This is a genomic window from Nocardia sp. NPDC004123 (assembly GCF_053603795.1).
The window spans coordinates 36,675-56,266 of the sequence record NZ_JBSGGG010000036.1; the positions used below are offsets into that span (position 1 = coordinate 36,675).

General features: G+C 68.3%; 19 protein-coding genes. 12 read left to right on the plus strand and 7 right to left on the minus strand.

Annotated features, from left to right (window positions below):
- Positions 1–227: 227 nt before the first annotated feature.
- Positions 228–353, minus strand: a complete 126-nt coding sequence (locus tag ACWEQQ_RS39265) for a hypothetical protein (protein ID WP_452351750.1) — start codon at positions 351–353, stop codon at positions 228–230.
- Positions 354–540: 187 nt separating this feature from the next.
- On the opposite strand from ACWEQQ_RS39265, the gene ACWEQQ_RS39270 reads away from it, so the two are divergent.
- Both ACWEQQ_RS39270 and ACWEQQ_RS39275 read left to right on the plus strand, forming a co-directional pair.
- Positions 541–3,981 carry a protein kinase domain-containing protein gene (locus ACWEQQ_RS39270; RefSeq protein WP_452351751.1) on the plus strand — a complete coding sequence of 1,147 codons (3,441 nt, stop codon included), beginning with the start codon at positions 541–543 and terminating at the stop codon, positions 3,979–3,981.
- Positions 3,982–4,238: 257 nt separating this feature from the next.
- Entirely contained in the window at positions 4,239–4,682 is a 444-nt protein-coding gene (locus ACWEQQ_RS39275; RefSeq protein WP_452351752.1) for a helix-turn-helix domain-containing protein, read from the plus strand.
- A gap of 67 nt (positions 4,683–4,749) precedes the next feature.
- Here ACWEQQ_RS39275 and ACWEQQ_RS39280 read toward each other — a convergent pair whose 3' ends face one another.
- Positions 4,750–5,532, minus strand: a complete 783-nt coding sequence (locus tag ACWEQQ_RS39280; protein WP_452340288.1) for an SDR family NAD(P)-dependent oxidoreductase — start codon at positions 5,530–5,532, stop codon at positions 4,750–4,752.
- A 97-nt stretch (positions 5,533–5,629) separates the two neighbouring features.
- Here ACWEQQ_RS39280 and ACWEQQ_RS39285 point away from each other — a divergent pair, with 97 nt between their 5' ends.
- Positions 5,630–6,253: a TetR family transcriptional regulator gene (locus ACWEQQ_RS39285; protein WP_452340287.1), complete on the plus strand. Its 624-nt coding sequence runs from the start codon at positions 5,630–5,632 to the stop codon at positions 6,251–6,253.
- A gap of 118 nt (positions 6,254–6,371) precedes the next feature.
- Here ACWEQQ_RS39285 and ACWEQQ_RS39290 read toward each other — a convergent pair whose 3' ends face one another.
- Entirely contained in the window at positions 6,372–6,959 is a 588-nt protein-coding gene (locus tag ACWEQQ_RS39290; RefSeq protein ID WP_452340286.1) for a TetR/AcrR family transcriptional regulator, read from the minus strand.
- A 203-nt stretch (positions 6,960–7,162) separates the two neighbouring features.
- Here ACWEQQ_RS39290 and ACWEQQ_RS39295 point away from each other — a divergent pair, with 203 nt between their 5' ends.
- On the plus strand, positions 7,163–8,539 hold the full coding sequence (locus ACWEQQ_RS39295; protein ID WP_452340285.1) for an MFS transporter: 1,377 nt from the start codon (positions 7,163–7,165) through the stop codon (positions 8,537–8,539).
- Between the two features lie 96 nt (positions 8,540–8,635).
- On the opposite strand, the gene ACWEQQ_RS39300 is transcribed toward ACWEQQ_RS39295, so the two are convergent.
- Positions 8,636–9,280, minus strand: a complete 645-nt coding sequence (locus tag ACWEQQ_RS39300; protein WP_452351753.1) for a TetR/AcrR family transcriptional regulator — start codon at positions 9,278–9,280, stop codon at positions 8,636–8,638.
- 237 nt (positions 9,281–9,517) lie between these two features.
- Here ACWEQQ_RS39300 and ACWEQQ_RS39305 point away from each other — a divergent pair, with 237 nt between their 5' ends.
- From ACWEQQ_RS39305 to ACWEQQ_RS39320, 4 genes are read left to right on the plus strand one after another with little or no spacing between them, the layout of a single operon-like run.
- On the plus strand, positions 9,518–11,437 hold the full coding sequence (locus tag ACWEQQ_RS39305; protein WP_452351754.1) for a linalool dehydratase/isomerase domain-containing protein: 1,920 nt from the start codon (positions 9,518–9,520) through the stop codon (positions 11,435–11,437).
- A complete protein-coding gene (locus tag ACWEQQ_RS39310) occupies positions 11,412–12,323 on the plus strand; it encodes an oxygenase MpaB family protein (protein ID WP_452351755.1) in 912 nt (303 codons plus the stop codon). Before ACWEQQ_RS39305 ends, ACWEQQ_RS39310 begins: the two co-directional genes overlap by 26 nt.
- A gap of 56 nt (positions 12,324–12,379) precedes the next feature.
- The gene (locus ACWEQQ_RS39315) at positions 12,380–12,784 is read left to right on the plus strand and encodes a DUF1707 SHOCT-like domain-containing protein (protein ID WP_452340281.1); all 405 of its coding nucleotides are present in this window, start codon (positions 12,380–12,382) and stop codon (positions 12,782–12,784) included.
- Positions 12,781–13,221, plus strand: a complete 441-nt coding sequence (locus tag ACWEQQ_RS39320; protein ID WP_452340280.1) for an NUDIX hydrolase — start codon at positions 12,781–12,783, stop codon at positions 13,219–13,221. The genes ACWEQQ_RS39315 and ACWEQQ_RS39320 overlap by 4 nt, the downstream gene beginning before the upstream one ends.
- A gap of 8 nt (positions 13,222–13,229) precedes the next feature.
- Here ACWEQQ_RS39320 and ACWEQQ_RS39325 read toward each other — a convergent pair whose 3' ends face one another.
- On the minus strand, positions 13,230–13,682 hold the full coding sequence (locus tag ACWEQQ_RS39325; protein ID WP_452340279.1) for a nuclear transport factor 2 family protein: 453 nt from the start codon (positions 13,680–13,682) through the stop codon (positions 13,230–13,232).
- A 231-nt stretch (positions 13,683–13,913) separates the two neighbouring features.
- Here ACWEQQ_RS39325 and ACWEQQ_RS39330 point away from each other — a divergent pair, with 231 nt between their 5' ends.
- Together ACWEQQ_RS39330 and ACWEQQ_RS39335 are read left to right on the plus strand one after the other, a co-directional pair.
- Positions 13,914–14,687: a DUF72 domain-containing protein gene (locus ACWEQQ_RS39330; RefSeq protein WP_452340278.1), complete on the plus strand. Its 774-nt coding sequence runs from the start codon at positions 13,914–13,916 to the stop codon at positions 14,685–14,687.
- Positions 14,688–14,738: 51 nt separating this feature from the next.
- Complete coding sequence (locus ACWEQQ_RS39335) at positions 14,739–14,822, plus strand: hypothetical protein (RefSeq protein WP_452340364.1); 84 nt, start codon at positions 14,739–14,741, stop codon at positions 14,820–14,822.
- Positions 14,823–15,480: 658 nt separating this feature from the next.
- Here the strand turns inward: ACWEQQ_RS39335 and ACWEQQ_RS39340 are convergent.
- On the minus strand, positions 15,481–15,780 hold the full coding sequence (locus ACWEQQ_RS39340) for a hypothetical protein (RefSeq protein ID WP_452340277.1): 300 nt from the start codon (positions 15,778–15,780) through the stop codon (positions 15,481–15,483).
- Between the two features lie 483 nt (positions 15,781–16,263).
- On the opposite strand from ACWEQQ_RS39340, the gene ACWEQQ_RS39345 reads away from it, so the two are divergent.
- Together ACWEQQ_RS39345 and ACWEQQ_RS39350 are read left to right on the plus strand one after the other, a co-directional pair.
- Positions 16,264–16,479: a hypothetical protein gene (locus ACWEQQ_RS39345; RefSeq protein ID WP_452340276.1), complete on the plus strand. Its 216-nt coding sequence runs from the start codon at positions 16,264–16,266 to the stop codon at positions 16,477–16,479.
- Between the two features lie 523 nt (positions 16,480–17,002).
- Positions 17,003–18,121 (plus strand): AraC family transcriptional regulator ligand-binding domain-containing protein, encoded by a 1,119-nt coding sequence (locus tag ACWEQQ_RS39350; protein ID WP_452351756.1) that lies wholly within the window; start codon positions 17,003–17,005, stop codon positions 18,119–18,121.
- A 39-nt stretch (positions 18,122–18,160) separates the two neighbouring features.
- Here the strand turns inward: ACWEQQ_RS39350 and ACWEQQ_RS39355 are convergent, their stop codons facing one another.
- The gene (locus ACWEQQ_RS39355; RefSeq protein ID WP_452351757.1) at positions 18,161–19,447 is read right to left on the minus strand and encodes a PucR family transcriptional regulator; all 1,287 of its coding nucleotides are present in this window, start codon (positions 19,445–19,447) and stop codon (positions 18,161–18,163) included.
- Between the last annotated feature and the right edge of the window lie 145 nt (positions 19,448–19,592).

Genomic DNA, 19,592 nt, shown 5'->3' on the forward strand with positions numbered 1-19,592 from the left:
GCAGCGATCGCCGGGTGGACCCGATTCCGAGTTTTCCGGCTACGGTGCACGCGACTCGATGCGATGGCGCGATACACGCGCCGAGGAGCGGGCGGCGCGGCGATTTGGCAGACGGTAGGAGACATGTGGCGGACCGGACGTCTGGTCTCGCGGACTGCGTCCGATTATCGGACCACTCACCGAACCGACTCACCTCCCCGGAATCAGGGAAGCGGCCTCCGTAGACGTCAGAGCAGTGCGGGGTGCTCATGAGCGGCTTCCCTGTCGGACTTCGGCTTGGCGGCGGTTTCGTCCGGGCCCACCCCGGACTGGATTCGGCTGCTGGTACAGCACCAGCCGAACTCGGTCACCATCGATGCCATCCGCGCTCGCCGAGAGCGACCGCCGGCCAGGCCGTTGCTGGTGAGGCTGGTGTGGTCGCTGGGGGCACTGCGCGGGTTCGCGATTCCGGCCGCGGTCGGCAACAATCCGCCGATCGGGCATACCCGTGGTTACGATCGGGGTTGTCGGAGCCCAACTCGTCGAAGCAAATGAGCGGGCATGGTCGAACGGGAAAGTAACGGTACGCAGCCTGACCTGCGGATAGGGGTCGCCGAGGAACTCGCCGCGGCCGGGTTGGACGATGCCCTGGAGATCGGGCGGGGTGGTTTCGGGGTCGTCTACCGGTGTCACGAGCATTCGCTGGATCGGCTGGTCGCGGTGAAGGTGCTCGATGCGCGGTCGAGCGGGGATGAGCGGGAGCGGTTTCTCCGGGAACAGCGGGCGCTGGGCCGGTTCGGCGGGCATCCGCACATCGTTCAGGTGCTGTCCGCCGATGTCACGGTCACGGGGCGGCCGTATCTGGTCATGCCCTTCTATGCGCTCGGGTCACTGCAATCGCGGATTCGGGAGCGGGGGCCGCTGCCGTGGCAGGAGGTGCTGTCGGTCGGGGTGAAGATCGCCGGTGCGCTGGCGGCCGCGCACGGGCACGGGATGGTGCATCGCGATGTGAATCCGGCCAATATCCTGCAATCCGACTATGGCGAGCCGTTGCTGAGCGATTTCGGAATCGCCCGCATCAGTGGGGCTTTCGAGACCCGGTCCGGACTAATCGCCGGGACACCGGCATTCACCGCGCCCGAGGTGCTGCGGGGAGCCGAACCTGCCGAGGCCGCCGATATCTACGGCCTGGGCGCCACCCTGTTCTGTCTGCTCACCGGGCACGCCGCCTTCGAGCGCCGCGAGGGCGAGTCGATGGTCGCGCAATTCGTGCGAATCACCTCGGAGCCGGTGCCCGATCTGCGGAGCAGCGAGGTACCGGCGGCGCTGTGCTCGGCGCTGGAATCCGCTATGGCACAGGATCCTTCGGACCGGCCCGAGACCGCGAGGGAGTTCGGTGACCGGCTGCGCAATATCGAATTCGCCTCCGGGCTCGTAGTCGACTCGATGGCGCTGCCGGCCGACGCCGGAGCCCGGACGGTCACACCGCCTGTTCCCGTCCCGCCGCCGCGCTCGAGCCCGGCGCCGGCACCGACGCCGTCCACCCGGTACCGTCCGCCGAGCGCGCCGCGGCAGCCGGTACTGCGCGGGCGCCTGCTCGACCGGCTGCGGGAGGGGCAGGGCCGGCGGCTGGTGCTGATCCACGGACCCGTCGGATTCGGGAAGAGCACGCTGGCCGCGGAATGGGTGGATGTGCTTGCCGCCGAGGGCGTTCGAGCGGCCTGGCTCAGCGTGGACGACGATGACGACAACGTCGTCTGGTTCCTGACTCATGTGGTGGAGGCGATCCGCTACGCCCATCCGGGTGTGGCCGCGGATCTGGAACAGCTGCTCGAGGAGCATGCCAGTGATGTCGCGCGGCACGTCATGACCACCCTCATCGACGAGATCCACAACAGCGGCCAGACCGTGGCGCTCGTGATCGACGACTGGCATCGAGTGACCAGCCCCGCGACCGTGGCCGCGATGGAATTCCTGCTCGACCACGGTTGCCATCACCTGCAGGTGATCGTCACCAGCCGCCACCGTACCGGGCTTCCGCTGGGGCGCATGCGGGTTCGCGACGAGCTGACCGAGATCGACGAGTCCGCACTGCGATTCGACGACGCGGAAACCGCCGCGTTCTTCGCCGACACCAGCGGGCTGACCCTCGCCGCGGCGGAGATCGAGCGACTGCGCGAATCCACCGAGGGGTGGGCGGCGGCACTGCAACTGGCCTCGATGTCGCTGCGCGGCCGCGACGATCCGGGCGCGTACATCGATCAGATCTCGGGACGGCACTACGCCATCGGCGAGTACCTGATGGAGAACGTCGTCGACACCCTCGAACCCGAACTGCTCGAATTCGTCACGCGGACATCGGTTCCGACGCGCATCAACGGTGAGCTCGCCGAGGTGCTGACGGGCGTGAGCAACGGCCAGGACATGCTCGAACAGGTGCGGCAGCGAGATCTGTTCCTGCGCAGCATCGACGACGATCTGCGATGGTTCCGCTACCACGCGCTGTTCGCCGACTTCCTGCGCGAGCGGCTGATCCGGCAGTATCCGGGACTGCTCGAGGAACTGCACCTCACCGCCGCGCAGTGGTTCGAGGCCCACGACCTGCTCACCGAGGCCGTCGATCACCTGCTCGCCGCAGACGAACCCCAGCGGGCCTGCCGGCTGGTCGCCGAGCACGCCGGGCAATTGATAGAGCAGTCGCGCATGGGGACGCTGCTCGGGCTGGCGGCCAAACTGCCGGGCTCGCTCACCGCGTCGAATCCACAGCTGCAGTTGAACATCGCGTGGGCGAACGTAGCCATACAGCGCCCGGCCGCCGCGGAGACCGCCTTGGCACGCGCTGAGACAGCGCTCGCCGCGGCACGCGACCGCGATGGCGCATCCGCCGACCTCGAGCTCGAGCTGAAGCTGGTGCGTATCAGCCTGGCGCTCGCGACCGACCAGACGACGGTACTGGCGCCGGAGCTCGCACAGGAACGGGATTCGGTGCGGCCCTTCATGGCCCACGGGCTGGCAGTGGGGGCGATGATCTCGGCGCTGTATCGCTTCGACTTCGCCGAGGTGCACAGCTGGTATCGCTGGATCGAACCGTACCGCGACCGGGCGCGCGGACCGTTCGGCCCGGTGTACTGCGACTGCGTCGACGGGAGCGCGGCCTCCGAACAGCTCGATGCCGGCACCGCCGAGGCCCGGTTCCGCACCGCGCTCGGTCAGGCGCTGCAGACGGGCAGGCAGTCGCAGGCCACCCGGCTCGCCAGCGCGCTGCTCGGCGAATTGCTGTACGAGAAAGGCCAATTCACCGAGGCCGAGGAACTGCTCGCGGGCGGGCTCGGCGTCGAGGGCGGGGCGGTCGAGTTCCAGATGGCGGGCTACGGCACCGCCGCCCGCCTGGCCGCGGTGCGCGGCGATATCGACGCCATGAACGACCGATTGGACGAGGGAACCAAGCTCGCGGCGAACATGATCCTGCCGCGGCTGGCAGCCCGCATGATCAATGAACGCATCCGGCTGGGTCTGCCGATCACCGACACCGACCGCCGCGACCTCGAACACCTCGAGCCGTATACCGCCCATCCCGATGCTCCCACCGCGGTGGCCGCGGAACTGGCCCACGACTCGGCCATCCGGCTACTCCTCGGCAAGGGCACCCGGGCAGCGGCCGAACAGGCGTGCCGGCAAGCGCAGCGCCTCGTCGACGTGATCTCCACCCAGAACCGCCCGCGCGCGCTCACGAATGCCGAACTCCTGTACGGCTGCTGCCTGTCGGCCGCCGGCCGGACCGCGGACGCCGCGAAGTTCCTCGAGCCGACCCTGACCCGCTGCGCCGAACAAGGCCTGGTGCGCCTGGCCGTCGACACCGGACCGCAGCTGCAACCGGTAATCGAAACCCTGTACGGCGCAACGACATCAGCCCAGCACCAGATTCGAGCCTTCCTCCGTCACGTGCTCACCGAGTTCGAAGACGTACCGCTCCACCGCAACAACTCACCTGAAAACGGCTGACACGGCTCGAGGTCGGCAGCGCCCGTGACTCGCCGGTTCGCAGCCGCCGACTCGGCGTTGCGGTCGGAAATCCGGGTGGGTTCGGAGTTGGGCGGCTCGGGGTGCGGTCGCCATCCAGCGATCGACAGGTCGTCTGTGCGTGCGCTTTCGAGACTTGGCACGCCGAGGGGGAGGGGATGGCAGGGGAATCGTGCGAACTTGTGGCAACCTTGCCGGGGCTTCAGTGAAGGCTGGGATTGCGGATCGAGGAGCGGTGTATGGCGAAGATGGGTAGACGGAAGCGGTCTCGGCTCATTACCCAGGGGGTGATTGGTTCCGGGAAGGCACCGCGGGTCCTGGATGCGCAGGGGGCGAAGGCGGAGTCCGTCGTTTCGGAGGCTGCGGCGCCGGCCGTTTCGGAGCCGGTGGCGGTGGCGGCGGTTGCGGAGACTGGCGCCGCGGCGACGGGCGGAGCGCCGGATATCGAAGCGCTGGCCGAGCGGGTGAAGGCGCGGCGGCGCGAGAACGGGTGGACGCAGGCTGAGGTGGCCAAGAAGGGCGGGCCATCGGCAGGGGTGATCAGTCAGATCGAGCGGTGCCTGGTCGAGGCGCCCGCGGGGGATGTGCTGGACAAGCTGGATGCGGCGCTCGAGTGGCCGGCGGGGACGGCGGACGGCATTCTGCGCGGGGCGTCGGCCGAACTGGTGGGTGCCGCACAGTAGTTGTGGCCGTGGGCCCCGATCGGATCGTCGATCGGGGCCTTGCCGTATCGATCGGGGCCGTGCCGTATTACGTGTGGGCAGCGCCGTCGATGCGGATCTCGGTGCCGCTGATGAAGCGGCCGTCGTCGGAGACCAGCATGGCGATGACGCCGGCCACATTCTCGGGGCCCGCCAGTTCGGCCGGATTGTCCTGGGGCAGAACGGCGATCAGGCGGCCGAACAGCGACCAGTCGGCATCCTGGGGGAGGTAGCCGGGGGTGGCGTCGGTGATGCCGGACTTGATGCCGCCGGGGGCGACGCTCACCGCGCGCAACCCCTGCTTGCCGTATTCGAGGGCCAGGACATGGGTGAGAGTCTGGATGCCGCCCTTGCTGGCGGAGTACGCGGCCATGTACGGGTGGGCGAAGTTCGCCGAGGTCGAGCTGAAGTTGACGACCGTGCTGCGCGGGTTGGCGAGCAGGGCGGGCAGGGCCTCGCGGATCACCAGGAAGGTGCCGGTGAGGTTGACGTTGATGATCTGGTTCCACAGATCCAGCGACGTCTCGTGGGTGTGGGCCGCGCGCAGTATCCCCGCCGCGTTCACCACCGCGTCCAGTCCGCCGAGGGCATCGATGGCGGTGCGCACGCCCGCGACCACCTCGGACTCCACGCCGATATTCATCTCGACGGTGGTCAGCCGCGCGGCGGTGCCCGCCTCGGCGGCCTGCTTGCGGGTCAGGGCGAGGCCCTCGGCATTGACGTCGGCGCCGGCGACGACCGCGCCTTCGGACAGCAGACGGAGGACGGTGGCCTGGCCGATACCGGATCCGGCGCCGGTCACCAGAATGCGGCGCTGCTCGAGACGGTTCATGGATCACTTCCTGATCGGTGGAACTGGTTTCTGACACGATATGCCGAAAATGGCACGTCGCGCCATCAAACGTTTTCGACCTCGGTACAGTTCCCGGGTGACCAGCGAGCGAAACCGTGCCGGACGCCCGGCGCTCAGTGAGACCCGACGGGCGGCCACACGCCGGGAAGTGGCACTGGTGGCCGCCCGCCTCTTCATCGAAAACGGTTATGCCGCAACGACCGTGGACGAGATCGCGGCGGCCGCGGGAATGGGGCTGCGCACGTTCTACCGGTACTTCGCCGGGAAGGAGGACGTCGTCGCGCCGCTGCTCGCCATCGGAACCCAGGCCTGGGCCGACGAACTCGCCGCCTGCCCGCCCGAACTGTCGCTGCGGGAAGCCCTGAGCCGCTCGTATCGCACCGCGACGGTCGGCACGCTCGCGATCGAGGGCATTGCCGAGAGCCGCCTGCGCCCATTGGTCCGGGCCGCGACTCAACTGCCCGCCCTGCGCGCGACCTGGCTGCGCGTCCAATACGACTGCGAAACCCAGCTCATCCCGATCATCGCCGCTCGCACCGGCCGCCCCGCCGACGACCTGGACGTCGCGCTCGCCGCCGCCATGGCCAATACCGCCGTCCGCCTGGCGACCGAAATCTGGGCGGCGGGGGAGGCGTCCGGCTCCGCCGCCGACGTCGTCGACACCTGCCTCGCCCGCCTCGCCGCCAACAGCTTGCTCTAGCACCTGCCGCCGAACCCCGCCGCGCTCACACCGCCGGTTCTCCCGCGTGGTTCGCCCAGCTCGATCCACATTCATTTCCCTTGCTGGAGCGCAGTTTCAGCTGGGCTCGGGAACAGCCCTACAACCGCTGAGCGTCGGCAGGGGTGGTGCGCAGGCCGTCGAGGGTCACCGAGATCAGGCGTTCGGCGGCGTCGGGTGTCGTCTCGCAGGCGACGCCCAGGCCGTGCCCGAGCCGGATCAGATCGCGCGGCTCGATGTCGGCGCGGATGGTGCCCGCCTCCCGCGCCGCCTGTACCAGCAGGGAAGCCGCCCCGGTGATCGCCTCGCGGCACAGTGTGAAGGTCGGCGTGTTGTGGTCCATGCCCGCCTTGAGCGTGGTGGCGAGGACGCGATTGGCCATCACCCACTCCACCTGTTCGCGCATCCAGTACTCGAAAGCCGTCCCGGCCGTGTGGGTTTCGAGGAGGTCGTGGGCGCGTTGGCTCAAATGCTCGATGCTGGAACGGTAGACGGCCTCGATCAGCGCCTCACGATTGGGGAAGTGCCGGTACAGGGTGCCGATGCCGACCCCGGCGCGGCGCGCGATCTCCTCGAGCGGCGCCTCGGGGCCCAGTTCGGTGAAGGCCTGCTGGGCGGTGGTCACGATCCGCTCGTAGTTGCGGCGCGCGTCGGCGCGCATCGGCTTTCCGGTCGACGGTGCTTCCACGAACCCTCCACTAGAAACGGATGGACCCTCCGGTTAGTCTTGCGCAAGTGGAGGAACCCTCCATATGATAACTCCATCGGAAACGGAGGGTTCCTCCGTTTGTATCCCATTCGATGGAGCATTCCTTGTCGACCACCCTTCCCTCGAACGCTGCCGTGCGCGTGCCGGCACCCGCTCGAGCCCCCCGACTCCGGTCGGGAATTGTGCTGGCCATCCTGTTGACCTGCCAATTGATGATCGTCCTCGACATCACCGTGATGAATGTTGCGCTGCCGCGCATCCAGACCGACCTGCACTTCAGCGCCACCGGCCTGTCCTGGGTGATGAACTCCTACAGCCTCGCCTTCGGCGGATTACTGCTGCTCGGCGGGCGTGCCGGCGACCTGTTCGGCCGCCGCAACCTGTTCATTGCCGGCGCCACCCTGTTCACCCTGGCCTCGCTCGCGGGCGGGCTGGCGCCCTCCGCGGGCTGGCTGCTCGCCGCGCGCGTCGTGCAGGGCATCGGCGGGGCCATGGCCGGACCGAACACCCTCGCCCTGCTGACCACCACCTTCAGCGATCCGAAAGCCCGGATGCGCGTACTCGCGCTGTTCTCCGGAATGTCCAGTGCCGGTTTCGCTATCGGCCTCATCGTCGGCGGACTGCTGACCGAATGGCTGAGCTGGCGCTCGGTGCTCTTCATCAATGTGCCGTTCGGGTTGATCGTCGTGGTGCTGGCGCTGCGCTACCTGCCCAGGGCCGAACGGCAGCCGGCCCACCTCGACCTGCCCGGTGCGCTGACCGCCACCACCGGCGTGGCGGCTCTCGTCTACGGCTTCATCAACGCCGCCTCGGACGGTTGGGGGACTGCCACCACCGACATCTCGCTGGCGGCCGGCGCGATCCTGATCGCCGCGTTCCTCGCCATCGAATCCCGTGCGGCCCAACCGCTGCTGCCGCTGCGCCTGTTCGCCGACCGCAATCGCGCCACCGCCTACGCGAACATGTTCCTGGCGCCGATGGCGGGCATGTCGATGTTCTTCTTCCTCACCCAGTTCCTGCAGGACGTGCTCGGATTGAGTGCGCTGGCAACCGGTTTCGCCTTCCTGCCCACCGCCCTGCTGATGTTCACCATGATCCGGCTGATCCCGCGCCTGCTGCCCCGCTTCGGCCCGAAACCGGTGACCGTCACCGGCGCGGCCCTGATGGTGGCCGGCCTGGTCCTGCTCACCCAGCTGACGGCCGACAGCGGCTACTTCCCGCTGCTGTTCATCGCCATGATCCTGATGGGATGCGGTATCGGCCTGTCGGTTTCGCCTCTGAACGTCATCATCATGTCGAATGTCGACACCCATGAGGCGGGTGCGGCCGGCGGTGCACTGCAAACTCTCCAGCAGACCGGCGCGTCCCTCGGTCTGGCCATCCTGGTCACGGTCTTCGGCACCGCGTCCCGCAATGCCGGCGGCTCGCTCCAGCACGCGCTGGTCGGCGGCATGACCACCGCCTTCGCGGCGGCCGCCGCCATCGCGGCCCTCACCTTCGTCGTTGCCCTCACCTTCCGGGCCATCGGTCCGGTGACCACCGCGGCCCGGCGCGGCTAGCCCCGGCGGTATCCACGTCGGAGTAGGTAACCGGCGTGCGGCGAAGGTTTCATCGAACGATCGGCCCACCACGAATCGTGGTGGGCCGATCGTCGTCTACCGAATCCCGGTGCCCCACACGGCGGTCAGCCACACCTGCCGGACGGCGGCCATAGTGCGGGCGGCGGCCGCGGTGTCGGCGGCCGCGGTCTCTTCCCGCAGGACCGCGACCGTCATGGCGACGAGCACGCTGATCAGGGTGGGCAGGTCGGCCGAGGCCGGGCGCATGTGGTGGGAGTCGACCTGGGGCTGGATGAAGGCCACGAGCTTGTGCTCCAGGTTTCCGATGAACGCGTCCCACATGGCGCGCAACTGGGCGTCGGTGTCGCGGGATTGGGCGCAGGCGTTGAGGAGGTGGGCATTGTGGCGCCAGACCGCGACCGCGCCGTCGATCATGCGGATGGTGAAGTCCGCCGGGGGCTCCTGGTTGTCGTAGGAGGTCAATTCGCTTGTCTCCTGGTCTATTTCGGTCCAGACCTGCTCGAGGGCGGCGGCGACCACCGAGTACTTGGACTCGAAATAGAAGTAGAACGCGGGGCGGGAGACGCCGGCGTGCTTGGCGATCCGCAGCACCGACATATCGGTGATCGACACCGTGCGCAGCAGATCGGTGACCGCGTCGATGATCAGGGCGCGCTGCTGGTCGCCTCGGCTGGGCGGGCGGCGGTCCCCTGCGACGTTGCGCGCGGCTGCCTGCGTCATCGACTGCACCTCCGAATCCTGGGTTCGCGGTCAGTCTACCGGCTATTGACACACTGTCAGGTTGGCTGACAGTGTGTCAGGTATGGGTTGCTGTATTGCCGTGGCTTATCTGATCGCCCTCGCCGGGTTCGGCTGGCGGCTGCTGACCCGGCGTGGCGGGGCGCCCCCGACATCGGCGCCGCCGCCCGCCCGGCGGCTCGCGCCCCAGGCCGTGGCTCCCGCGCCGAGGAGTGCCCTATGACGATCGGCACGCTGTATCCACCGGGCAGGCGGACCCGTACGGTCCGGCTGAGCCTGCCCGAGGGCCTCGGCCGGATCGGCACGACGACGCGGCGAAAGCTGCTGCGTGCCATGGCCTGCTGGACCGTGGTGTGGCTGGCCGCCGCCACGGCCGTGCTCGCCGAGGTCTCGCCCGCGGTGACGTCCTTCGCCCTCGGGGCGGTCGTACCGGGCGGCGGCCTGCTCTACGCCGGGCATCCGCTGCTCATGGCGGCGGTCTGGCTGGGCAGCCTGGCGGCGCTGTTCGCCTGGTGGGCTTTCGGTCCGGTGGTGCTGCCGCCGCTGGTGTGGTTCGCATCGGCTCTGCTCGGTGCCGCGATGAGTGGTCACGCGGTGTGGTCCTGGGCGGCCGGGCTGGTCCTGGCGACACCCTTCGCGCTGGTATCGGTCGCGTTCATGGTCTTCCTCGTGCGGCGGGCGTCGCAGCGGAGGCGTGGCCGAGAGCTGAACGCGCGCTTGGAGTCCCGAGTGTTCACGATCACCGGTGCGCCGGAAGCGCCGCCGGTGGCCGAGCACTCGGCGGAAGACCTCGCGGCGCTGCGCTACGCCCTCGATCTCGCGTTGCAGCCGCTGGACCGGTTCGACGGCTTCACCAGGATCGATCAGTTCCGTGAGGCGGCCCTGCGCTACCAGCTCAACGGGCTGGGATACGCGTTGGCGACCGCCCAGTACACGCGAACTCCGGCTTTCACCGGTTATCTCGCCGAGGCGCAGCGCAATGCCATCGTCAAGATGCTGGACCGGCGGGTCTGGGGCTATTGGGCGCTGGAGAATCTCTGGGGCAATCTGCGCTGGAATCCGGACCCGGCCGACCGCGAGAACATCATGCTCACCGGTTTTCTCGGGCTGATGGTGGGGATGTACGAGACGCTCAACGACGATCGGTTCTCCGCCCCCGGCGCACTCACCTTCCGATGGAACGATCGCCGCGCATACCGGAACAGTTTCGGCACGCTCGCGGAATCGGTGCACCGCAATATGATCGCCGGGGACTACACCCTGTACCCGTGTGAACCGAACTGGCTCTACACGGTGTGCAACACCTTCGGGCTCAACACCCTGCTGACCCACGACCGCTTGCACGGCACCGCGCTCACGGCCGATGTCATCGACCGCCTGCACCACGCCTATGAATCGGAGTTCCTGCGCCCCGACGGCCGGATCATCGGCGTCCGCAGCGCCCGGCTGGGCGGATCCTGGAACTTCTGGGCGGGTCCGGCGATCCAGCTCACCACCGCCCTGTGGCTGCACGCCGGGTTGCCGGAGTATGCGCAGCGGGCCTGGTGGATCGTGCGCGACCAGGAAATCCATGCTCGCGGTGAGCATGTCGGGTTTCCGCTGCGGGCGAGCTCGCGGGTCGATGCGGGCAACTATCGGTTCGGCAGTGCCTACGGGCAGGTCATGATCGCTTCGGCCGCCCGTGAGGTGGGCGATGAGGATATTGCGCGGACGGCGCTGGCGGGGATCGAGGAATTCGGTGATCCGGTGAGCGCCAATGGCGTTCGCTACTACCAGGGGCTGTCCGGACTGGGCAATATGTATGCGCTCCAGTTCCGCTTCAATCGGGCCGCCGGTGTGCGCGATCTGATCGCTTTCGGCGCGCCGCCGCAGTGGCGGGCCGGGCCGGTGCTGGCGGAGGCGGCCTATCCGGACGTCCTCGTGGCCCGTGCCGTCACCGACGGCCGCGCCCTCGACCTGGTGCTGAGGCCAGGGAATGGCCTGTGCCGCACCACTTTACGGATATCGCGCCTGGATCCTGGGCGCGCCTACAGCGTGGCCGGTGCGCGGGACGCGGAGTTCACCGCGTCGTACGCCGGTGAAGCCCTCATCGATATCGATCTCGGAGGTCGTCATGAAGTACGCATTGCCCCGCGCTAGGGGCGGACTGATCTCCGGCCGCGCGCTCGCTCGCCGGCTGGCGGCGCTCGATCCGGTACGTGACAACGAGGAGGCCACCCGCCTCAGCATCGAAGTCCGGTACGGTGACGCCATTTTCGTGCATGCCGCCTACACGGTCGCCTTCGCCCGGCAGGTCGCGATCCCATCCATCTCGCGCATCGTGTATCGGCGCGGGACCGGCGACATGATGCACGACGTGCGCCGTCGCAACGACGACACCCTGGTGTTCTTCGGCGAGATGTTGCGTCACGGCCACAGCAGTGCGCGCGGGCGCGCGGCGATCGACCGGATGGAGGCCATTCACAGCCGTTTCGGGATCAGCGATCAGGACAAGCTCTACACCCTCGCCTCGCTGGCCCTCGAAGCGGACCGGATCCTCGAACACCTGGGTCTGGCCGTGTTCACCGACGCGGATCGACTGGCCCGCTTTCACTTCTGGCGCGGAGTCGGTGAGCGTATGGGCCTCGAGGTGCCTGACACCCGAGCCGACCTGCTGGCCTGGACCCTCGACTACGAACACGCCCACTACGCCTACACCGAGGGCGGCCGCGCGCTCGTCGACCAGCTCTTCGAGGACTGGCGGCAACGCTGGTTGCCCGGCCCGCTGCGCCCGCTGGCCGACAATGCCCTGCTGCTCGTCATCGAGGACCCGCTGCGCGCGGTCCACCGGCTCCCGAATCCGCCCGCCGCCCTGCAGCTCATCGCACCGCGAATCATCGATTCCTACATGACTTTCCAGTCCGTCCGCCCCCATCGGCTGGACCGATCCTGGGTCGATCATTTCCGCCGCGGTGACGCCGGCCCCGTCGACCTCGATCGGATCGGATACCAGCCGGGCCGGTACGGAATCGAGCGCCAACGCTGATCAGCATTCGATGCACTCGCGAGCGCGGCCGGGCCGGGAATGGCAGGATCGGGATTGTGAGTGAGCCGGTGCACCCCAACGACATTCGGATCTCCGACGCCGAACGGAAGAAACTCGAGGAGACGCTGCGCCGCGCTGTGGACGCCGGCGTGCTCGATCTCGGTGAGTTCGACAGCCGGGTGCAGTCGATCTGGCAGGCTCGTACCCGGGGCGAGCTGGCCAAGGTGTCCGCTGATCTGCCCGAGATGAAAGAGCCGGGGCCATCGGGCGGGCGGATCGCCATGACGGTGCTGACCATCGTGTGGCTGTCGCTCAGCGGGCTGAACTTGATCGTGTGGCTCTTGCTGGGCGTCACGCTGCAGTGGTTCTATCCGTGGTGGGTGTGGGTGCTGGTGCCGCCGGGGGCGGTGCTGGGGACCTTGTGGGCGTGTGGAATCGGTCGGAAGCCGCGCAACGAGTGACGGATCGTTACCGCAGCATCATCGATGTCCACATCGTCCTGTGGCGCGATGGCCTGGTCCTGCTCGGCGAGCGCGCGAACACGGGCTACGGTGACGGCCTGCTGAATCTACCCAGCGGCCACCTCGAGGACGGCGAATCGGTGGTGGACGGCGTGATCCGTGAAGCCATGGAAGAAATCGGAATCACCATCGACCCCGCCGACCTGCGCTTCGCGCACGTACTCCACCACCGCGGCGAGTCCGGGGCCGCCCGCATCGGCTTCTTCTTCGAAGCCCTCCGCTGGACCGGAGAGCCAGTGAACATGGAGCCCCACAAATGTGCCGGCCTGCTCTGGGCCGACCCGAATGCCCTGCCGCCCAATATCATCCCCTACCAGGCCGCGGGCGTTCGTAACTGTCATCTCGGCACTTCCTTCGCCCTGCACGGGTGGGACTGATCCGCCCGTCAGCTCTCCTGTGGGGCCGGGGTGCGCAGGTGCCGGCTCATGTCGCCGGTCAGCGTGATCTGTACTTGGCGCTCGGCGAACCGCCATTGCCCGGCACTGCGCTCGAAGCGGTCCCGGTAACGGCCCGCTGCCACGGGCTGCAAGGGCAGGTCCGGTGTGGCCTGGAAAACCGTGAAATAGGAACGCGCCGTGGCGGTATCGGTGTCCTCGCCGAATTCGACGGCGATGTTCGTGGTGACGTGATGGGTGCGCGGCGTCCCGTCCTCGTACACGATCACCATGCCCCGAAACATCTTCTCGATCCGCTCACTCCCCGCGACCGACCCACCGCTGCCGCTGAACACCCCGTGCTCGAACAACGCCCCCACTCCTGCGAAATCCCCACTGTCGACCAACTCGGCATACTTCGCGATCAAGTTCGTCACGGCGGTTGTATCAGCGACTGAGCTCATGCCACCCGAGAGTAGGCCACAGTCTCCCCGATCATGGGTCTGTGCACGTCGATCGCGTGTAGGGGCGGGACGGCGGAGATGAACAACCTCGGCGGTGCAAGAACTGCGGTCGAATGGGCGCAAGGTTGTGTGAAACGCAAAGATTTCACTGCCTTGTAGGACCGGTGGTGGGACAGTGGGGTATGGCGTCCGGAGGTTTGCTCAGGTGATGCGGGGCCGGGGTGGCGAGCCGTGACGGTGTTCGTCGGAACATCGGGGTGGCAGTACGCCGACTGGCGGGAGCTGGTGTATCCGCTAGGAATCGGGCAGCGGCGGTGGCTCGAGGTGTATGCCCAGGCATTCGGGGCGGTGGAGTTGAACGCGGCCTTCTATCGGCCGGTGGCCCGGACGACCTTCGAGGGGTGGCACGGCCGGACGCCGGAGGATTTCGTGATGGCGGTGAAGGCCAGTCGGGTGGTGACCCACTATCGCCGGCTGCGGGACGTCGAGATCCCACTGGAGCGGATGATCGATGCGGCGCGCGGACTGGGGGATCGGTTGGGGCCGATACTGATTCAGCTGCCCCCCACCCTGACCGTCGAACCCGAGCGGCTCGACCAGGTGCTAGGGCTGATCCCCGCCGAGTTGCGCGTGGCGGTCGAGCCGCGCCACGAGAGCTGGTGGGACGACCGGGTCCGGGCCGTGCTCGAAGCGCACCGCGCGGCACTGTGCTGGGCCGACCGGCTCGGCCGGCCGATCGCGCCGCTGTGGCGCACGGCCGACTGGGCCTACGTCCGTTTCCATGAAGGTCCCGGCCGGTCCGCACCCCGCTACCCGGAACGCGTTCTGGCCGAATGGGTCCGGCGCATCGAGGACACCTGGGATGGAAATCACGATGCCTACGTCTTCTTCAACAACGATGTCGGTGGCGCGGCCGTCCGCGACGCGATCCGGATCGGTGAGCTGGTCCGCGCCGCAGGACGGCCGGTAGCCCGCACGCCCGATCGACTCCCGCTCACACCCTGACTGCGACTCGCAGCCGTAGATGGCGCGATGAACGGGTAGCGGCCGGCCACCGTGGCGTTCTTGATGAGCCCGAACGCGGGATACATCACCGGCCAGGTCATCAACGTCGACGGTGGAATCGGCATGGGCCACTGAGCTTCTCGCCCAGTACTAGGCGGTAGTGGCGTAACCGCCGGATCCCGGGCACTTGCACTGCTACCCCAGGCATACGTTAAGGGCTTGTCCGGCTGGATATTTCACTATTTGATGGTTTTATGGCCTGGCTATCTGGAGGCAACTGAGGCGAGGCTCTGGGCTGCTGCTTTACGTTCGACCCGAGCTCGCCCCAGCCGAGGTCCTCGAGCTGCCGGGTGCATTCGGGGAGGTCTGGCGAGCCTTTGCGCATTCGGCCGACAACGCGGGTGCGAACCAAGCCTGGGCCGGTAACGGCGTCTGTGCATGGCGTGGTGGCCGCGGTTCCGCGATTGGGGGGCAGTCCAGCTGATATCGGACTGACTCGCGCAGCCGCCGGCTCTCGGCAGTGCCAGTACGGGGAGAGTCAGCGCGCAGAGGCTACCGCGGTGCCACTGCGTGGCTCGGTCGAACATCGGTCGTCCCCATTCCCAAGGGACAGCTGCGCGCCCTAATGCAGCTGCGGGGCAATCCCCGCAGCTACTTCTTCTGAACGGGCGCTCTCGACAGGATGGACGGTCGCGGCAAGTTGCAGCGACCGTTGTTTTCAGCGGTTTTCGCGCTCACCCTGCAGACGAATTCAGACCACTCGAGTACGAGCTCTTCAGTCTCGCATCCCGAATCAGGAGGCGGGCTTGGGCTGGCTCAGCTTCTGGACACCGGTGATCGCATCGAGGATGTTGTCGATGGTGTGAGTGCCCTCGTCGAGTGCCGAGCTGCCGGAGTCGAGCATGGAGGAACCGGCGGACGAGCCGGCCGAACCCGAGGACGAGCCGGCCGAACCCGAGGACGAGCCGGCGTCAGCGGAACCCGCGCCCTGGCTGGTGGCGGGGGAGCCGGCAGCGGAGGCCGCGGCGACCGGGCCGAGGAACAGGGCGGCGGCAGAGAGGGTGGCGGCGGCAACGATCTTGCGGGAGAACACGTATGGAGCTTCCTTTCATCTACAGATAACGACGCCATCACGGCGCATATCAAAATGTTATGAGGAAGAAATCTGCAAATCCACCGCTAATATTGTGGGATTAATCACCGTTAATAATGAGCTAACAGAACATTGTGCCGAGGTGAAGCTATTTGATCTTCATTCCGCCCGCGAATTCAATGATCAAATTCTATTGCTATTTCTACGGTGCTGCGTATCGGCCTGCGGCGGAGGGGATCTCGTAGCGGACCTCCGATCCCGGCACGGCGCGACCTCGAGCTGGACGACACGCTCGGGACCCGCTCGCATGACGGCGATCCGGCGTTCCCGGGCGAGGTATCGCGCGACGCGAGGGTGCGACACGCTCAGAACGCGATATCGTCCTGGACGTCTCCCCCGTGCTGTGCTATAGGGGCCGGTGGCTCGGTGTGACCTCATTGCAGCGCCTACGGCGCGCCGCCGCACCCCTGGATGGTCGGGTCGGTGCCCGTTGACGCGGCGTCCGGCTGCAACGGTAAGGAGGAAATCATCCCCGGTCACACCCACTATGCGGACCTGTTTCAGCGAGCTTCCGTGGCCAAGCTCGGTGCGGTGGTGCCGGACCGGCCACCGCGAGCGCCCGTGGACACACGGCTGGCGTCGACTCCGTTCGACGCCCTAATGCAGCTGTGCGGCAATCCCGGCAGCTACTTCTTCTGAGCGGGCACCCTCGACGGGATGGATGGTGGCGGCAAGTTGCGGCGACCGTTGCTTTTCGCGGTTTCCGCGCTCACCCAGCAAACGAACAGACCGCTTGAATACGAGCCCTTGGCAGTCACTACGCCAGCAGGCGCAGTGCGCTGCCGTGGGTGTGGCTCGCCATCATCTCCACCGGGTGCTCGAAGCCCCGGCGGGACGCGCCGGGGCATGGTGGATGCGGGCCCCTCGGCGAGCGGGCAGGATTGGCTGTTGGGTACCGCGCCCGCCGAGGGGGACTGCCGTGTGCAGCTCCGGCCCCGGTGTTGGCCGGGACCGTGGAGGCCGCCAAGGGCCAGCGGCCAACGGGGATCAGACTATGTCGGCGGCGCGAGTTTGCCCGCGCGGCCCGAGGCCATGCCTCTGCTGATTTGGGCCACCCTCAAACCCGCTGTGACCAGGCGACACGCCCGGGGAGACGCGACATTAGCTGATCAATTGCCGAATTGGGCTGGCGGAGGGGATCGGGTGGGAGATCATCGTCGGCATGCTCGACGACTCCTGGTGTGTCCGTTCGATACACAGCGCGGCAGTGCTGGTCGAATTCGCCGCCGGCCGCTCGATGTCCACAGCCGCCGCACTGGCCGGGACCGGGCTCACCGAAGCCGACCTGGAGGACCCGGAGCTCGAGATCGACATCGGCCAGGAGTTCCGGATCATCGGCAACATCCTCGACACCACCGGCGACGACCCGGGAATGGGCCTGCTGGCGGGGTTTTCGGTGCACCTGCCCATGCTGGGCAGCCTGGGCATCGCCCTGAGCAGCTGCTCCACGGTGCGCGAGATGGCCGAACTGTGGGCCCGCCACGCCGAATTGTCCTTCGCCTACTGCCGATTCACCATCGCCGACGCCGGTGACCGGGTGCTGGTGTCCCTCGACACCGAGCCCGTCCCGCCGCGCCTGCGCGCCTTCGCCCTCGAACGCGACCTGGCCGCCCTGCGCACCATTCAGCGCGAACTGCTGTCCTGGGACGTCCTGGTGCACCGGCTGGAGCTGACCCTGCCGTACGCCCCGGTGTACGAGGCGGTCGGTGTACTGCTCGGCATCGGCGACATCGTCTACGACCAGCCCGCCGACACCCTCTACCTCGACGCCACCGATCTGCAACGCCGGATGCCGCAGGCGAATTCGATGCTGCGCAGGCAGTACGGGCAGCTGTGCGCGGAGGTCGTCGAACGCCGCCGCGCCCGGGTCGGGCTGGCCGGTCGGGTCCGGGCCCTGCTGATGCGGCACGGCCGCGCCATCGATCAGGTCGCCATCGCCGCCGACCTGCACATGAGCGTCCGCACCCTGCGCCGCCGGCTGGCCGAGGAGGGCACCACCTTCCGCGAACTGGCCTGCGAGACAACGGGCCTGCTGGCCGAGGAGCTGCTGGCCGCCGGTTTCACCGTCGACACGGTGGCCGCCCGGCTCGGCTACACGAGCGCGTCAGCGTTCGCGACCGCGTTCCGGGACTGGAAGGGGCAGACCCCCGGCCAGTTCGCGCGTTCCGGCCTCGCCCCGCGGCACCGCCGCCGCACCGGCGGCATCGGCGCGGCGGGAAGCCCCGCCCGCCCGCACCCCGCCACGAATGAGCGCCGCCCTACCGGACAGCATGAAATCTAGGACGATTCGGGCGATCGGGACGCTGAACCCGGTTGCGGCTCAGGCCGGATCGAATCCGGCGAGCCGCGCGGCGTGCAGGGCGATGTACAGCTCGGCGGCGGCCTTCGGGTCCGAGCACCGGCGATCGGTCAGCGTCTCGATCCGCCGCAGCCGGTAGTGGATGGTGTTGCGGTGGTAGTGGAGCCGTTGCGCCACCTCGGTATTGGAGCCACCGCATTCGAACCACAGCTCGAGGGTATCGAGGAGGGTGTCGCGTTCCTCCGGCGGCAGTTCGAGCACCGGGCCCAGGACATCGTCCGCCAATTCCCGTGACGCCGAGGGCGCATGCGCGAGAACGAGCGGGATCGGCGTGCTGCCGTACGCGGTCACGGCCGGGCTGCCGGGCGGCGCGCACCTCCCGGCGAGTTCCGCCTCGCGCAAGGCGGTCGCCGCGGACCCCGGCGTCGGGAAGGGGCGGCTCACCCCGATGCGCCCGGTCGCATGGGCGCGCAGGCGCGACAGCACCCGCTCGTGCGAGCGTGCGGTGGCCACATTGAGCAGCCCGATCCGCGCGCCCGGCTCGGTGAGCCAGATCGACTCGACGAAGTCGGCCCGCAGCCGATCCTCGATCCCGAACAGCGGTTCGATTGCGCCGGAATCGGTTTCGGCGTGCACGACGACGAAACTGCCCAGCGGCGGCAGGTGCAGGGCCCGGGCGATGTCGCGCCGGGTGGGATCGTCGGCCTCGCCGTCGAACAGCCGCCGCAGCATGGCGCGGCGCTCCACGTCGTGGTGGCGGACCCGCTCGGTGAGGTAGTCGGCGTACGCGTCGGCGGCGGCGCCGGAATAGTCGTCCAGGAGCCGCCACATCTCCGAGCCGAGCTGCGGCAGCGCGTCCAGATTCGTCCCCCGCGCCGTGACGAGCGCGCGTTCCCACAGCAGCCGTCCCGCCAGCCGGTACGCGTGCAGCACCGCCGCGATCGGCACACCCAGCTCCGCCTTGACCCGGCCCACCACGGTCGCCGGTTGCAGCCGCCGCCCGGCGCTCCCGGAGAGTTGTTCGAGCAGGGCGGCCAGATTGTCGCGGACGACGAGGTGCAGCTGCGCCTCGGTCAGGGCGGCCTCCGCGTAAGCGTTCTCGCCGGTGAGGATGCGACCGACGAGTTCGGTGGTGAGGTCGTCGACCTCGACGAGCAGGGTGCGCGCTACCGCGGTCGAATCGCTCGGCGGCACTGCGGTCGAACCGCTCGGCGTTACCGCGGTCGAATCGCTCGGCGTTACCGCGGTCGAATCGCTCGGCGGCACTGCGGTGGAGCCGTTGCGCGGCGGGCCGGTGAGCGCTGTCATGGATTCGATAGTAGGCAACTGCTCTCGCCGCCGACTGTGCTCGAGCACAGTCGGCCGGGCGGTATCGGCAAACCCGCGCACATGGTGGGCGGATGCACCTGACCCGCAGTATCGACACCGACAGCGACAGTGACCCGGGTCATAG

Bases quoted from the DNA above. Each gene is read 5' to 3' on its own strand.
- ACWEQQ_RS39355 (WP_452351757.1), bottom strand. From the start codon at position 19,447: ATGACAGCGCTCACCGGCCCGCCGCGCAACGGCTCCACCGCAGTGCCG.
- ACWEQQ_RS39280 (WP_452340288.1), bottom strand. From the start codon at position 5,532: ATGAACCGTCTCGAGCAGCGCCGCATTCTGGTGACCGGCGCCGGATCC.
- ACWEQQ_RS39305 (WP_452351754.1), top strand. From the start codon at position 9,518: ATGACGATCGGCACGCTGTATCCACCGGGCAGGCGGACCCGTACGGTC.
- ACWEQQ_RS39265 (WP_452351750.1), bottom strand. From the start codon at position 353: ATGGTGACCGAGTTCGGCTGGTGCTGTACCAGCAGCCGAATCCAGTCC.
- ACWEQQ_RS39310 (WP_452351755.1), top strand. From the start codon at position 11,412: ATGAAGTACGCATTGCCCCGCGCTAGGGGCGGACTGATCTCCGGCCGC.
- ACWEQQ_RS39350 (WP_452351756.1), top strand. From the start codon at position 17,003: ATGCTCGACGACTCCTGGTGTGTCCGTTCGATACACAGCGCGGCAGTG.
- ACWEQQ_RS39270 (WP_452351751.1), top strand. From the start codon at position 541: ATGGTCGAACGGGAAAGTAACGGTACGCAGCCTGACCTGCGGATAGGG.
- ACWEQQ_RS39300 (WP_452351753.1), bottom strand. From the start codon at position 9,280: ATGACGCAGGCAGCCGCGCGCAACGTCGCAGGGGACCGCCGCCCGCCC.
- ACWEQQ_RS39325 (WP_452340279.1), bottom strand. From the start codon at position 13,682: ATGAGCTCAGTCGCTGATACAACCGCCGTGACGAACTTGATCGCGAAG.
- ACWEQQ_RS39275 (WP_452351752.1), top strand. From the start codon at position 4,239: ATGGCGAAGATGGGTAGACGGAAGCGGTCTCGGCTCATTACCCAGGGG.